The following is a 14427-nucleotide window of genomic DNA, read 5'->3' as shown; positions in this document are numbered from 1 at the left end:
TGTCCCGGAGGACAGAGGGCGTTCGCGCGGAGCGTCGGGCCTTACTTGGCGGCGACGACCTGCAGAGTGATGACAGCGGTCACGTCCTCGTGCAGACGGACCGTGGCCTCGTGCTCACCGGTCGACTTGATCGCCGACGTGATGTGCACCTTGCGCTTGTCGATCGCACCGAGACCGGCAGCCTGGACGGCGTCGGCGACGTCGGCGGTCTTCACCGAGCCGAACAGACGACCTTCCTTGCCGGCCTTGACCGCGAGGCGCACCTTGGCGGCCTCGATCGAGTTCTTCAGCGCCACAGCCTCGTCGCGGTCGTGGATCGCGCGCGCCTGACGAGCAGCCTGGATCGAAGCGACCTGCTTTTCGCCACCGCGGGTCCACGCCGTAGCGAAGCCCTGGGGGATGAGGTAGTTGCGGGCGTACCCGTTCTTGACCTCGACCACGTCACCGGCGCTACCGAGCCCGGCGACCTCGTTCGTGAGAATCAGCTTTGCCATGTCGCTACCCCTTACCGGCCTGCGCCAGCGTAGGGCAGGAGCGCCATCTCGCGTGCGTTCTTGATCGCGGTGGCGATCAGACGCTGCTCCTGCACCGAGACACCGGTGATACGACGGGCGCGGATCTTGCCGCGCTCCGAGACGAACTTGCGGAGGGTGGCGACATCCTTGTAGTCGATGACTCCGACCCGGATCGACTTCGCGGGAGCGGCGTTCTTCGCGCCCTTCCGCGGCTTGCGGCGGTCGCCGCTCGACTTTCCAGCCATTGTTTTTCCTTAGTTATGAGACGGATGCCGGAGCATCCGGAGATCCTGATTCAGAAGGGGGTGTCGTCGCCGAAGCTGCCCGGAGTGCTCCAGGCGTCCGCGCTGGTCGACGAGCCGGGCGTGGACCACGGCTCCTCCGACACCTGCTGCTGCTGCGCGGGACGGGACTGCCCGCCACCGCCGCCGCCGTTCGACGCCGCGCGGGTGACCTGCGCGGTCGCGTACCGGAGCGAGGGGCCGATCTCGTCGACCTCCAGCTCGATCGCGGTGCGCTGGTTGCCCTCGCGGTCCTGGTAGGAGCGCTGACGCAGACGGCCCTGCGCGATGACGCGCATGCCCTTGGTCAGCGAGCCCGCCACGTGCTCGGCGAACTCACGCCAGACCGACGCGCGGAGGAACAGCGCTTCGCCGTCCTTCCACTCGTTGGCGGCGCGGTCGAAGTTCCGAGGCGTCGAAGCGATGGTGAAGTTCGCCACCGGCAGTCCGTTCTGCGTGTACCGCAGCTCGGGGTCGGCCGTGAGGTTTCCCACCACGGTGATGACTGTTTCGCCGGCCATCGGACTCAGGCCTTCGCAGCCTTGGCGGCCTTGCGGGCAGCCTTCTCTTCGGAGCGCTTGGCCTCGGACGCGATCATCGCCTGAGCCTCCTCCGAGCGGAGGACCTTGGTGCGCATGATCTGCTCGTTCAGCTTGAGCTGACGGTCGAGCTCCTGAGTGGCCTCGCTCGTCGCGGTGAAGTTGACGACGGCGTAGATGCCCTCGTTCTTCTTCTGGATCTCGTACGCCAGACGGCGCTTGCCCCAGATGTCGACCTTGTCGATCGAACCGCCATCGTTGGTGATGACCTTGAGGAACTTGTCGAGCGTAGGAGCGACCTGGCGCTCGTCGACCTCGGGGGTCAGAATGACCATGAGTTCGTACTGGTGCGTCACTTACCCACCTCCTTCGGACTAGAACGGCTCTCGGGACTTTCCCGGGAGCAGGAGGGTGTGTGCACGTCGTCCACCCGGGTATCCGATGGATGCCGGAGGGCAGACAACCTGCTCAGTCTAGCGGACTTTCCTCTGCACTGCTGTCGGGCGTGTCCCCGCCGCCTGGCATGCTGGTGTGGTGCGCGTCGAGACCACGTGCACACGACCGAAGGGGGAAATGCGCATGCGCGTCATCAAGATCGGCGCCGGGATCGTCCTGGCCGCCGCCATCCTGCTCACCGGCTGTTCGGCTCCGGCCGCCGAGGAGCCCAAGGACGACACGTCCACCAGCACCACCGAGGAGACCACGGCACCCTCCTCCGACTGCCCGGAACTCACAGAGGGCGCGACCGTCGACGGGACCGAGCTCGGCACCTGCATCACCGAGGCGATGACCGACACCGAGGGCTATGCGGCCAAGATGACGGTTCTCGGCATGGAGACCACTGCTCAGTACGATCCGGCGACCGAGGCCGTCGCGTGGTCGACGCCGATGGGCTCCGTCGTCGTGATCGGCGACGACGCCTGGGTCAAGTCGTCGACGAGCGAGTGGCAGGTCGCGGACGCGAACTCGTCCGACCCGATCGTCGCCGGCCTCAGCCAGGCCGCGGCGACCGCGAACGAGGCAGACCCGGCGGTCGCGGCCGCCGGCCTCTCCGGCGAGTTCACCGTGACCGGCACGGGCTCGCGCCTGGGCCAGGACGTGTACATCCTCACCGGCACGATGGAGCAGGACGGTGTCTCGGTCGACATGACCTACGAGGTCACCGCCGATTACGTCGTGCTCGCGACCACCGGCGCCACCGAGGCCGCCGGTCAGTCCATCGAGACCTCGCTCGAGATCACCGAGTGGGACGCCAAGCAGGACATCGTCGCCCCGATCTGATCGGAGCGTGACGAGGAGGGCCGGGGCACGATGTGCCTCGGCCCTCTCTGCGTGTGGGGCGCGAGGCGACGGGACGCGCGGTGCGCAGGAGATCGCACGCTCCGCAGGAGCATCCAGCCGATGTTGTCCTTCATATCGTGTGATCTCCTGCGATTCGGACGGGCGGATGCCGCGGGGCGGAGAGCACCGCGGACCCCGGCGAGCGGAAGCGGATGCCGCGGCTACGGGCGCCGGCGGGCCGTGCGGATCAGGAGGTAGATGAGGTACACGCCGCCCAGCACGAGGGTCACGGCGCCGACGGGGAGCGCGTGCTTCGGCACCGCGTTCTGCCCGATGATGTCGGCGAGCGACAGCAGCGTCGCACCCATGAGCGCGGTGGCCACCAGGTGCGCCGTTCCGTTCCGCACGACGAGCCGCGCCAGGTGCGGGGCGGCGAGCGCGATGAAGGCGATCGGCCCGGCCACGGCCGTCACGACGCCGGTGAGGCCGACCGCGATCGCCACGAGCGCCGCCTTCGTCAGCGGCATCCGACCACCGAGTGCGGAGCCGAGGTCGTCGCCGAGCTCGATGAGCCACAGCCCGCGGCGCGCACAGGCGAGCAGCACGAGCAGCCCGAGGACCACGAGGATCGGCAGCGCCGCCTGCGTCCACCCGACGCCGTTGAGCGATCCGGCACCCCAGATCGCGGCGGAGATCGCGACCTCCAGTCGGGCGCGCAGCAGCATCCAGGCGTTGAGAGCGGCGAGCACCGCGCTGACCCCGATGCCGACGATCACGATGCGGTAGCCGAGAGCGCCGCGGCCGGCGACGAGCAGGGCGACGAGCCCGGCGGTCGCGAATCCACCGAGGATCGCACCGATGGCCACGCTGAACTGCGAGCCCCCGCCCGTCGTGATGACGAGCAGCGCGCCGGTGTAGGCGCCGGTCGTGAGGCCGATCACATCCGGGCTGCCGAGCGGGTTGCGGGTGATGGTCTGGAAGATCGTGCCCGACAGGGCGAGCGCGGCGCCGAACACCACGGCGGCGAGCGCGCGCGGAAGCCGCCAGTCGACCACGACCATCCGCACGCCGCCGTGGGTCTCGAACAGCGCCTGCACCACCCGGATCGGCGAGAGCACGGTGTCGCCGATCGACAGGCTCGCCAGGAACGAGACGAGCAGCGCGGCGACGAGAGCGGCCATCGCGATGCGACCCCGGCGGTCCAGCGGGCGGCGGGCTCGGCGGATGACGCGGCGGGCATCCCCGGCGGTGCGGTCGAGAACGGTCACAGCTGCACCGGGTTCTTCCTACGGCCGATCACGATCAGGAAGGGCGCCGCGACGAACGCCATGACGATACCGACGGGCACCTCCTGCGGCGCGATGATCACGCGTCCGACGACATCGCCGAGCACGACCACGATCGCCCCGATCACAGCGGCCAGCGGCACGACGACCTTCTGCGAGGAGCCTGCGAATCCGCGGGCGATGTGCGGGGCCGCGAGACCGAGGAACGCGACGGGACCGGCCAGCGCCGTCGCGGTGCCGGCCAGCAGCGTGACCGCCACGACCGCGGCGGTGCGCAGGGGGCCGATCTTCACACCGATCGCGGCCGCGGTGTCGTCGCCCAGGGCGAGCACGTCGAGGCTGCGCGTCATGAGCAGGGCGATCACGAGCCCGAGCGCGATCGCCGGCCCCGCGAAGGCGAGCAGGGAGAGGTCGCGTCCGGCGAGGGCTCCGGACTCCCAGCTGCGCATCTGCAGGAACGCGGTCGGGTTGAGCAGCACGAGAGCCGTCGTGATGCCGCCGAGCACCGCGGCGAGCGCGACGCCCGAGAGCACGAGGGTGACCGGGCTTCCGCCGCCCGCGGCGCCGAGAAGCACGACGCCGATCGTCGCGATGAGGGCTCCGAGCAGCGCGAACAGCATGAGGTGCGAGAAGTCGCTCACCCCGAGCGCTGCGACGGCGAGGGCCACGGCGACCGAGGCACCGGCGTTGACTCCCAGGATGCCGGGGTCGGCGAGCGCGTTCCGGGTGAGCGCCTGCATCACGGCCCCGGCGGCGCCGAGCGCGAGACCGACCACGATGCCGAGAACGGTCCGGGGGATCCGCGACTCGCGCACGATGAGCTGCAGGTCGCTGCCGTCGAAGCGCGTGACGGCGTCGACGACCGTGCCGAGGCCGATCATCTTGGTGCCGACGGTGAGGCCGACCACGGAAGCGGCGGCGAGCGCGAGGAACGCGAGCACGACGACGAGCGCGATCCGCGCGGCGGAGCGCCGGCGCGGATCGCGTGTCGTGCGTGCGGCCGTCGTCACTCGGCGGTGCGTGCCGGTCCGTTGCCGGCGACCGCGTCGCTCAGGGCGGGCACCAGTGCGTCGAGCACATAGGGCAGGCTCAGCGGCGAGGTGAAGTAGATCGCCCCGGCGGTCACGCCGTCGGTGTACACGACGGACCCGCTCTGCATGGCGCGGAGCGCGGTCACGAAGGCCTCGCCCTCGAGCGCGGTGACGTCTTCTTCCTTCTCGGTGCCCCAGATGAGCACGTCGGCGGCGTTCAGCACGTCGAGGTTCTCGACCGGGATGTAGGCCTGGCCGCCGGACTCGTCCTCGGGTGCGTACGCGTCGATGTCGGCGGGGATCGTGAAGCCGAGGTCGGTGAGGAAATCGGTGCTGAGGCCGTCCTGGTAGGCGATGGCCGAACCGTCGTAGATCGCGTTCTGCAGGAACACGGCCGGCGTGCCGGAGAACTCGGGGTGCGCGGCCGCAGCATCCGCGAACTGCTCCTCGATGCCGTCGACCAGATCCTGGGCTTCATCCTCGAGGCCGACGGCCTTGCCGATCTGCAGGGTCTGCACGTCCCACGGCTCGAAGTACATGGAGTAGTCGCCCGAGTGGGCGACGGTCGGCGCGATCTCGGAGAGGCGGTCGAAGTCCTCCTCGGTCATGCCGGCGTTCGTGCCGATGATGAGGTCGGGCTCGAGCAGCGCGATCGCCTCGAAGTCGAGTCCGTCGCTCGTGGTGAGGACCTCGGGCTCGGAGTCGCCGCGGGCCTCATCGGCCCACGGCCAGGAGGCGAACTCGTAGTCGCCGTACCAGTCGGTCACGCCGACCGGCTTCACGCCGAGCGCCCACAGGGTGTCCTGCTCGGTGTAGCCGACCGAGACGACGCGCTTCGGCTGCTCGGAGATCGTGGTCTCACCGTAGGCGTGCTCGACCGTGACGGGGAAGGCGTCGGCGGCGACCTCGGGCAGTTCGGCGTCGGCGCCGTCGGTCGCGGGACTGCAGGCGGTGAGGGCGGCCGCGGTCGCGACGGCGGCGAGGAGGGCGGCGAAGGCCCGGGTACGGATGCGGGGCATGGCGGAACCTGTCAGTCGAGATAAGGGTTGCCTAAGCTTATCCACCCGACCCGCTCAGCGTCAGCCCAGCGAACGGATGGGTCAGGCCGGCACACCCCGGCGTCGCCGCTCCGCGGCCACGAGCGCCACGACCACGAGACCCGGCGCGATCACGATCAGCGGCGGCAGCATCCACACCACCACCACGCTCACGCCCAGGCCGAGGAGCACGAGCACGTCGCCGATCGGGTCGTCGAGCAGGATGTCGCGACCGGCCTTCCACAGCGCACCCCACCGAGCACCGGGCGTCCACAACGCCGCGGTACGCAACGCGGCGAGCGCGACGACCGCTGCGAGCACGCCGCTCACGATGCCGAGAGCGACGCCGCCGGGCAGCAGCCCCTGCATCCCCGCGAGAGCGTTGAGCAGCAGCATCCCCACCACGACGACGGATGCCGCGCCGAACCACCATCCCGAGCGGATCGCCTGCCAGCCGAGCGTCAGCAGACGCCGCACCGAGTCGGTCTCGTGCTCGAGGTGCGCGTCGAGGTGCCGCGCCCCGGCGGCGACCGCCGGAACGATCGTCACGAGCGGCAGCGAGAGCGCGGCGACCCCGAGGCCCACGACGAGCATCTCGCCGAACGCGCCGAGCCGCGCACCGCCGAACGCCGCGGACTCGCGCCGCGCACGCGGCCGCACCCCGCTCACCCCTTGAGCCCCTCGGTCGCGACGCCCGACACCAGGTAGCGCTGGAACGCGAGGAAGAAGAGCACGACGGGCAGCAGCGCGAGGATCGCCATGGCCATCTGCGCGCCGTAGTCGCTCGTCGAGGTCTGATCGACGTACAGGCGCAGCGCGAGCGGCATCGTGTACATGCCCGGATCCTTGAGGTAGAGCAGCGGTCCGAAGAAGTCGTTCCACGACCAGATGAACGCGAAGATCGAACTCGTCACGAGCGCGGGCTTCATGAGCGGCAGGATCACGTACGCGAACGTGCGCACGTGACCGGCGCCGTCGATACGGGCCGCCTCGTCGAGGTCCCGCGGCAGCCCGCGGATGAACTGGATCATGAGGAACACGAAGAACGCGTCCGCTGCGAGGAACTTGCCCAGCAGCAGCGGCCAGTAGGTGTTGATCATGTCGAGCTGGTTGAACACGATGTACTGCGGGATGATCACGACGTGGAACGGCAGCAGCATGGTCGCGATCATGCAGAGGAAGAAGAGCTTGCTGCCGCGGAACCGGATGCGCGCGAACGCATACGCCGTGATCGAGCACGACAGCACCACGCCGAGCACCGAGGCCACCGCGAGGATCAGCGAGTTCACCACGAAGGTCCAGAACGAGACCCCGCCGATGCCCGACAGCGCCTTGGCGTAGTTGTCGAACGAGAAGCTCTCGGGAATGAGGCTGACGGAGCCGATGATCTCGTTGCCCGGCTTGAACGACGACATCACCATCCACACGGCCGGGTACAGGATCACCACCAGCACGGCGATCGTCAGGACATGGAAGACGGTCGAGCGGAGGACGCTCCGCCGACGGTGGCCGACACCCGGACGGCGTCGCCCGCCCTGGGCCGGATCGGTCGTGATGAGCTCGGTGTGCGTGACGGTCGTGGTCATCTCTCGTCTCCCGCGTAGTGGACCCAGGCCTTCGAGCTGCGGAACAGGATGATCGTGACGATGCCGACCGCGATCACGAGCACCCAGGCCATGGCCGAGGCGTACCCCATCTGGAAGTCGCGGAAGCCGCGCAGGTACAGGTACAGCGTGTAGAAGAGCGTCGACCCCGCTGGCCCTCCGCTGCCGTTGGAGATGATGTACGCCGAGTTGAACACCTGGAAGGCGTGGATCGTCTCGAGCAGCAGGTTGAAGAACAGCACGGGCGACAGCATCGGGATCGTGATCGAGAAGAAGCGCCGCACGGGGCCTGCGCCGTCGACGGATGCCGCTTCGTAGAGCTCCGCCGGCACCTGCTTGAGCCCGGCGAGGAAGATCACCATCGGCGCGCCGAACTGCCACACCGTCAGCAGGATGAGCAGCGGCAGCGTGCGAGCGGGATCGCCGACCCAGCCGCCCTCCGCGGCCGGCGGACCGCCGAAGAACGAGCCGATCTGGGCGACGATGCCGTTGTCGATGAACATCGCCTTCCAGACGATCGCGATCGAGACGCTGCCGCCGATGAGCGAGGGCAGGTAGAACGCCGAGCGGTAGAAGCCCTGACCGCGACGCGGCGCGTTCAGCAGCATCGCGACTCCGAGAGCGGCGACGAGCTTGAGCGGGGTGCCGACGAGCACGTAGATGCCGGTGACCTTGACCGCCTGGAGGAAGTTCGGGTCGGTCAGCATCCGCGTGTAGTTGTCGAGCCCGATGAACTCGGGGTCGTTGAAGAGGTTGTAGTCCGTGAACGACAGCGCGAGCGAGGCAACCATCGGCCCGGCCGTGAGGGCGAAGAACCCGATCAGCCAGGGACTGAGGAACAGGTAGCCCGCGCGCGTCTCCCGCCGGGCGCGCACGTTCTTCGTGCGCGCCCGGACCGGGGCGGCGGTGGCTGCAGGAGCAGTCATGAGGGTGTCATCCTTCCTCCTGCAGCCGGGCGCGCCCGTGCGGCAGGTCGTGCGTGAGGGTCAGCCGAGGACCAGCGAGATCTCGGAGAACAACTCCTGCGCGAACTGCTTCGTCGTCAGGTCGCCGTAGCGCAGCTGCTCGTGCAGCTCGCCCCACTTGGCCTCGATCGTGCCGTAGCCCGCGGGCAGGATCGGGTAGCTGGCGGTGAGCTCGTCGTCGACCGAGGCGAGGTAGTCGAGGTTCACCGTGTCGGCCGGGGTCTGGTCGATCGCGGCGCGGCCCTCCTCGGTGGGAGGCGTGCCGAGCGAGGTGCCGAAGACCTTCGCGACCTCGGGCGAGGTGGTGAGGAAGTTCACGAACGCCGCGGCGGCCTGCTGCTGGTCGGAGTTCTTCGCGACGCTGAGCAGCATGCTCGGCTTGGGCGCGAGCACGTGCTCCTTCTCGCCCTTCTCGAGCGGCGGCTGCACCATGCCGATGTTCTCGGTGCCGGCATCCGTCATGCCCTGCAGGACCGTGGTCGAGAAGTTGAACCAGATTGCGGCCTCGCCGGCCAGGAACCCGCCGCTCGGCGACAGTGCGACGCTGCGCTCGACCGGGTAGAACTCCCCGTCCTCACGCAGCGACGAGGCGCTGTCGAGGTAGTCGATCACGTCGTCCTCGTCGAATGCGGGCGTGCCGTCCTCCTCGAAGACCGCGTTGCCCGACTGCATCAGGTGGTAGATGAAGTTCGGCAGTCCGCCCGTGTAGTCCTCGGCGCCGTAGATCTTCGGGTCGGATGCCGCGCCTGCGGCGTTCACCTCGAGGATGAAGTCGTCGAGCTCATCCCACGTCATGTCGTCGGTCGGGTAGTCGATGCCGTACTGGTCGAGGAGGTCTTTGTTGTACATCATCGACCAGGCGTTCGTGCCGAGGGGGACGCCGACGAGCTGGTCGTCGACCGTGCCGGAACCCAGCACCTGGTCGGTGATGCCGTCGAGCGGCAGCAGCGAGTCGCGGTACGGCGAGAGGTCGGCCAGGAGGCCCTTGCTCGCATACTCGCCGAGGTAGCCGGCATCCATCATCACGACGTCCGGGAGCGACTTGCCCGCGGCCTCCGTGTTGCGGGCGGTCCAGTAGTCGCCCCAGGCGTTGAAGTTCCGCACGACCTCGACGTTCGGGTACTGCTCGTTGAACAGCGCGACGACCTGCTCGAAGCGATCGGCGCGGTCCTCGTTGCCCCACCACGAGAAGCTGATCTCGGCGGTGGTGTCCTCGTCGAACGTGATGTCCTCGGGGGCGGCGCTCGATCCCCCTCCCCCACCGCATCCGGCGAGCACGAGCGTGGCGGCGCCCGCGAGGGCGACCAGGGCGGGCAGTCTCTTCTTGGTCATGTCGATTCTCCTCATTGAGTGGCTGTGCGTTCGGGTAGGGGGTCAGGCGCTCGGCGTTCCCTGGATCAGGGCGCGAAGCGTCTCGATGGGGAGCTTGGGCTCCCGCGTCTCGGTGAGCAGGCCGTTCCGCTCCTGCATGGTGTCGGTGAGCTGGGTCCAGCACCAGCCCGACAGACCGCGCGCCCGGCCGCGGTGGCCGCGCGTGCCGGACTGCACGGCGCCGAGGATGTCGGCGATCATGCGCGTGTAGTCCTCCGCGCCTGCGGCCTCGGAGTACCCCCAGGCGTCGTCGGGGCTCGCATCGACCGCCCACTTCACGCCCCCGAACTCGGTGAGCAGCACGGGCTGGCCCTCGTCGGTCGTGCCGGGCAGGCGGATCTGCCGCCCAGCGGGGCCGATGCCGGAGATGTAGCCGCGCAGCGCCTGCTCGTCGACGTCGTAGCGGTCGGCGAGCACGCGTCCGTCGGCCTCGTAGTCGTGCAGGGTCCACAGGTCGGAGGTGCCGAGCTCCCAGCCGTCGTTCGAGATCACGGGACGGGTCGGGTCGAGCGCCTTGGTCAGCTGGTACAGGCCCTCGGCGAAGGCGCGCTGGTCGGAGCGCGAGGCGATGTGCTGCACGCCCCAGCTCTCGTTGAGCGGCACCCAGGTGACGATGCTGGGGTGGGCGCGGTCGCGCAGCACGGCCTCGGTCCACTCCGCCGTCGTGCGCTGCACCGCGCGCGGGGTGAAGGTATAGGTCGCCGCCATCTCGCCCCAGACCAGGAGTCCCAGTCGGTCTGCCCAGTACAGGAACCGCTCGTCTTCGATCTTCTGGTGCACGCGCACGGAGTTGAAGCCCAGCTCGGCGATCAGCTCGGCCTCGCGGCGCAGCGCCTCGGGCGAGGGCGCCGTGAGGTGCGATTCGGGCCAGTACCCCTGGCTGAGCACGGAGCGCAGGGTGACAGGACGGTCGTTGAGCAACAGCGCGCCGTCGGCCCACGCGACGCTGCGGAGCCCGAGGTAGCTCGCGACGGCATCCGTCACGACGCCGTCCTGTTCAACGCTCACCCAGGCGTCGAGCAGGGTCGGCTGACCCGGGCGCCACAGCAGCTGCTCATAGCCCTGCCCGTTGGTCTGACCCGTGAGCGGCAGCGTGAGCGCGGTCGTGTCGCCGGTCACGCGCACGCTCGCGGAGGCGAGCTCGCGCCCTTCATGGGCGATCCGCACGTGCACGACGCTGTCCCCGGCGCTCTTCAGCGCGACGTCGACCGTGACGGTGCCGGCCGACAGGTCGCTCGTCCAGTTCACGCCGGTGACGTGCTGCGGGGCCACCGATTCCAACCACACGGTCTGCCAGATGCCGGTGGTGCGGTGGTACCAGATCGCGTGCGGCTGCTCTTCCCAGTCCTGCTTGCCCCGGGGCTGGGCGAGGTCGTGCGGGTCGTCCTCCGCGCGGACGACGATCACGTGCGAGGCGGATGCCGGATCGAGCGCATCCGTGATGTCGACGGCGAAGGGCGTGTGACCGCCCTCGTGCGCGCCCACCGTGCGTCCGTCGACCCACACCGTGGACCGGTAGTCGACGGCGCCGAAGTGCAGGATCGCGCGGGCGCCGTCGTGGTGGCCGATCGACTCGAGCTCGGCGTCCGCGAGGTCGCGGCGGTACCAGACGACGGGGTGGAAGCCGGTCGCGCCGATGCCGGAGGCGGGCGACTCGGGCGGGAAGGGCACGCGGATGCGGTCGGGCAGCTGCCGTCCGTCGTACCAGCGCTCGCGGAGGCCGAGGTCGGTGTCGTCGTGCGCGAAGCCCCACTCCCCGTCGATCTCGAGGTACGAGTCGCGGACGAGCTGCGGACGCGGACGCGCCGTCTCCAGACTGCTCGCGCGGACGGTCTCGATCGCTCGGTCGGTGTCGTTCTTCACCACGGGTGCGGCTCCCTCTCCCGGCGCTCCGCGCCGGTCTTCGTCATCGAATGCGTTCTCCGTCATCGGAGCTGGAATGGGAAAACGTTTCCAGTTCAACGTTGAAGGACACGATAGTTCCACGTTGAACTATAGTCAACTGTGAAGCGACGACCGGGTGTCGGTCGCTCCAGGACGGACCTCCGTCCAGCAGGGAGGAGACAGCATGCCCCGAGTGACCCTCGCCGACGTCGCCGCCCGGGTCGGCGTCAGCGCCAAGTCGGTCTCCAACGTCGTGAACGGCACCGGCTGGGTCGGCGACGAGGTGCGCCAGCGCATCCTCGCCGCGATCGACGAGCTCGGCTACCGCCCCAACCTCGCGGCTCGACAGCTGCGCAACGGCCGCAGCGGGCTCATCGCCCTCGTGCTCCCCGACCTGCGCGAGCCGTACTTCGCCGAGTTCGCCTCGCAGTTCGTGAGCGCGGCTCAGACACGGTCCCTCACGGTGCTCATCGCGCAGACCGGCGCCGACCGCGCGGCCGAGCTCGCCATGATGGCCGGTGAGGGATTCCCCGCGCTCGACGGGATCGTCATGAGCCCCCTGGCCCTGTGCCCCGACGACCTCGTGGGCCGACCGGCCTCTCCCCCGCTCGTGCTAATCGGCGAGCAGGCCGAGGAACTGCTGACCCCCGCCGTGCACCACGTCGGCATCGACAACGTGTCAGCGGCAGCCGCCGCCACCGCGCACCTGATCGAACAGGGGCGCCGGCGCATCGCCGCGGTCGGCGTGCAGCAGTCGGGGCCGACCGCCACCTCCCGCCTCCGGTTCGACGGCTATCGACAGGCGCTGGCCGCCGCGGGCATCGCCGACGACCCCGCGCTCTACGCCACGGTCGACCAGTTCAACCGCGCCGAGGGATCGATCGCCGTCGAGCGGCTCATCGCGGAGGGCACCGACTTCGACGCCCTGTTCTGCTTCAGCGACAGCCTGGCGCTGGGCGCGCTGTACACGCTCGGCAGCCACGGCATCTCGGTGCCCGACCGGGTGCAGGTGATGGGTTTCGACGACATCGAGGAGGGACGCTTCCACATCCCCGCGTTCTCGACCGTCGACCACGGCGTCGAGCAGGCGGCATCCGTCATCCTCGACATCCTGCAGGACGCGAGGACCGAACCCGGATCGCACCACGAGGTGCCGCACCGCCTCATCGCCCGCTGACCCGGCCCGCTGCCACACGACAGGGCGACGTCGGAGCCCGCTATCCGTCAGGGCTCAGCGAAGAACCCAGCCTCCGTCGATGGTGAAGTCGGCTCCCGTGACGTACCGTGACTCGTCGCCTGCGAGGTACGAGATCAGGCCTCCGACCTCCTCGAGACGGCCCACACGACCCAGCGGGCTCTGCGCCGTGAGGATGTCGATCGCTCCCGCGTTCATGTCGGTGTCGAACGGCCCGGGTTGCACGTTGTTGATCGTGATGCGTCGAGGAGCGAGCTCCATCGCGATGCTCTTCACCATGCCGGCCACGGCGGATTTCGTCAGGTGGTAGACGCTCGACCCTGGCCCGCCGCGCAGCGCCACATTGCTGCCGATCGTGATGATCGACCCACCCTCGTTGATCACGGGGATGACAGCCTGCACCGACAGGAACACGCCTCGCACGTTGACGGCGAGCATCTCGTCGAGCTCGGCGACGGAAACGTCCTGTGCGAGGTTGACCCTCAGGATGCCGGCGTTCACCACGACCGCATCGAGTCTGCCCACGCGGTCGACGACTTCGGCGACGGCGGCACGAATCTGACCGACCTCACTGCTGTCGGCGTGAACGGCCAGAGCGGATCCTCCTTCGGCTTCGATGGCCCGCACGAGTGCCTCTGCCGCGTCGGGGCGCGAGACGTAGGTGAAGGCGACGGTATAGCCGTCGGCCGCCAGACGCTTCGCGGCTGCGGCGCCGATGCCTCGTGATCCCCCGAACACGAGGGCGTTCTTCGTGGTAGTCATTCTTCTGTACCTTTCTGTACTGATTGATCAAAAACGGTCATGAGGGAGGACGACAGACGCGCTCCGTCGTCTCAGAGCTGGTCGATCGCGTAATCGGCGGCAGAGCGCATCGAGTGCACGCTCGCCCCACTTCGAGCCGCGACCTGCAGCGCGATCATCTGCTGCTCGACGAGCACGGCGCTGGCTTCGAGGTCGATGTCCGCGTCGAGCGACCCGTCGGCGACGGCCAGTGCGAGGCGCTCCCGAATCCGCGCGTGCAGAAGAGCCGCGGGGCCACGGGTTGCGGCCGCGATCGCCTCGTCCGAGGCGCCGAACTCGATCGTCGCCGCAACGCCGAAGCAACCTCGTGCGCGATCGTCGTCGTCGTCGACTGCGAGACCGCGCAGGAGCTCGCGGAGTCCATCGACCGGTGCCTCCGGTCCCTCCAGGCGCGCCACATGGGCGGAGACGCTTTCGCTCGAATAGAGGCGCAACGCGTCGAGATAGAGCTGGCGCTTGTCTCCGAACGCGTTGTAGAGGCTCTGTCGTCCGATCTTCATCTCGTCCAGCAGCGCTTCGGTACTCGTCCCCGCATATCCATGGCGCCAGAAGGCGCGCGCGGCGGACCGCAGTGCCGTCTGCGTATCGAACTGTCGGGGCCGAGGCATGACCTCATGCTACACCTTTATTGATCGAT

16 protein-coding genes are annotated in these 14427 nt (G+C 69.1%); 2 read left to right on the top strand and 14 right to left on the bottom strand.

Features of this window, described 5'->3' with window-relative positions:
- Positions 1–41: 41 nt before the first annotated feature.
- The 4 genes from rplI to rpsF are packed head-to-tail and all read right to left on the bottom strand — an operon-like array spanning position 42 to position 1691.
- Positions 42–494 carry a 50S ribosomal protein L9 gene (gene rplI / locus MRBLMX7_RS10385; protein ID WP_363368231.1) on the bottom strand — a complete coding sequence of 151 codons (453 nt, stop codon included), beginning with the start codon at positions 492–494 and terminating at the stop codon, positions 42–44.
- 11 nt (positions 495–505) lie between these two features.
- Entirely contained in the window at positions 506–760 is a 255-nt protein-coding gene (gene rpsR, locus MRBLMX7_RS10380) for a 30S ribosomal protein S18 (RefSeq protein ID WP_017203799.1), read from the bottom strand.
- Positions 761–810: 50 nt separating this feature from the next.
- Positions 811–1317, bottom strand: a complete 507-nt coding sequence (locus MRBLMX7_RS10375) for a single-stranded DNA-binding protein (protein WP_050723584.1) — start codon at positions 1315–1317, stop codon at positions 811–813.
- 5 nt (positions 1318–1322) lie between these two features.
- Entirely contained in the window at positions 1323–1691 is a 369-nt protein-coding gene (gene rpsF, locus MRBLMX7_RS10370; RefSeq protein WP_050723583.1) for a 30S ribosomal protein S6, read from the bottom strand.
- 223 nt (positions 1692–1914) lie between these two features.
- Between rpsF and MRBLMX7_RS10365 the strand changes: the two genes are divergently transcribed.
- Positions 1915–2616 carry a hypothetical protein gene (locus tag MRBLMX7_RS10365; protein WP_363368228.1) on the top strand — a complete coding sequence of 234 codons (702 nt, stop codon included), beginning with the start codon at positions 1915–1917 and terminating at the stop codon, positions 2614–2616.
- 221 nt (positions 2617–2837) lie between these two features.
- On the opposite strand, the gene MRBLMX7_RS10360 is transcribed toward MRBLMX7_RS10365, so the two are convergent.
- From MRBLMX7_RS10360 to MRBLMX7_RS10325, 8 genes are all read right to left on the bottom strand, one after another.
- Positions 2838–3884, bottom strand: coding sequence for a FecCD family ABC transporter permease (locus MRBLMX7_RS10360; protein WP_363368227.1), 1047 nt, complete (start codon positions 3882–3884; stop codon positions 2838–2840).
- On the bottom strand, positions 3881–4912 hold the full coding sequence (locus MRBLMX7_RS10355; protein WP_363368225.1) for a FecCD family ABC transporter permease: 1032 nt from the start codon (positions 4910–4912) through the stop codon (positions 3881–3883). Before MRBLMX7_RS10355 ends, MRBLMX7_RS10360 begins: the two co-directional genes overlap by 4 nt.
- A complete protein-coding gene (locus MRBLMX7_RS10350) occupies positions 4909–5952 on the bottom strand; it encodes an iron-siderophore ABC transporter substrate-binding protein (protein ID WP_363368223.1) in 1044 nt (347 codons plus the stop codon). Before MRBLMX7_RS10350 ends, MRBLMX7_RS10355 begins: the two co-directional genes overlap by 4 nt.
- An 81-nt stretch (positions 5953–6033) precedes the next feature.
- Positions 6034–6639, bottom strand: a complete 606-nt coding sequence (locus MRBLMX7_RS10345) for a hypothetical protein (protein WP_363368222.1) — start codon at positions 6637–6639, stop codon at positions 6034–6036.
- The gene (locus tag MRBLMX7_RS10340) at positions 6636–7556 is read right to left on the bottom strand and encodes a carbohydrate ABC transporter permease (RefSeq protein ID WP_363368220.1); all 921 of its coding nucleotides are present in this window, start codon (positions 7554–7556) and stop codon (positions 6636–6638) included. The genes MRBLMX7_RS10345 and MRBLMX7_RS10340 overlap by 4 nt, the downstream gene beginning before the upstream one ends.
- A complete protein-coding gene (locus MRBLMX7_RS10335) occupies positions 7553–8500 on the bottom strand; it encodes a carbohydrate ABC transporter permease (protein ID WP_363368218.1) in 948 nt (315 codons plus the stop codon). Before MRBLMX7_RS10335 ends, MRBLMX7_RS10340 begins: the two co-directional genes overlap by 4 nt.
- 60 nt (positions 8501–8560) lie before the next feature.
- Entirely contained in the window at positions 8561–9871 is a 1311-nt protein-coding gene (locus tag MRBLMX7_RS10330; RefSeq protein ID WP_363368216.1) for an ABC transporter substrate-binding protein, read from the bottom strand.
- Positions 9872–9913: 42 nt separating this feature from the next.
- Positions 9914–11839, bottom strand: coding sequence for a glycoside hydrolase family 2 protein (locus MRBLMX7_RS10325; RefSeq protein WP_363368214.1), 1926 nt, complete (start codon positions 11837–11839; stop codon positions 9914–9916).
- A 139-nt stretch (positions 11840–11978) separates the two neighbouring features.
- Here MRBLMX7_RS10325 and MRBLMX7_RS10320 point away from each other — a divergent pair, with 139 nt between their 5' ends.
- Positions 11979–12971, top strand: a complete 993-nt coding sequence (locus MRBLMX7_RS10320; RefSeq protein ID WP_363368212.1) for a LacI family DNA-binding transcriptional regulator — start codon at positions 11979–11981, stop codon at positions 12969–12971.
- A 54-nt stretch (positions 12972–13025) separates the two neighbouring features.
- On the opposite strand, the gene MRBLMX7_RS10315 is transcribed toward MRBLMX7_RS10320, so the two are convergent.
- Positions 13026–13751: an SDR family NAD(P)-dependent oxidoreductase gene (locus tag MRBLMX7_RS10315; RefSeq protein ID WP_363368210.1), complete on the bottom strand. Its 726-nt coding sequence runs from the start codon at positions 13749–13751 to the stop codon at positions 13026–13028.
- A 71-nt stretch (positions 13752–13822) separates the two neighbouring features.
- Positions 13823–14398, bottom strand: coding sequence for a TetR/AcrR family transcriptional regulator (locus MRBLMX7_RS10310; protein WP_363368208.1), 576 nt, complete (start codon positions 14396–14398; stop codon positions 13823–13825).
- Positions 14399–14427: the final 29 nt, after the last annotated feature.

Origin of the sequence: Microbacterium sp. LMX7-1.2, assembly GCF_040675935.1 — a bacterium.
Classification (GTDB): Bacteria; Actinomycetota; Actinomycetes; order Actinomycetales; family Microbacteriaceae; genus Microbacterium.
This window is presented reverse-complemented; position numbering and strand designations above follow the sequence as displayed.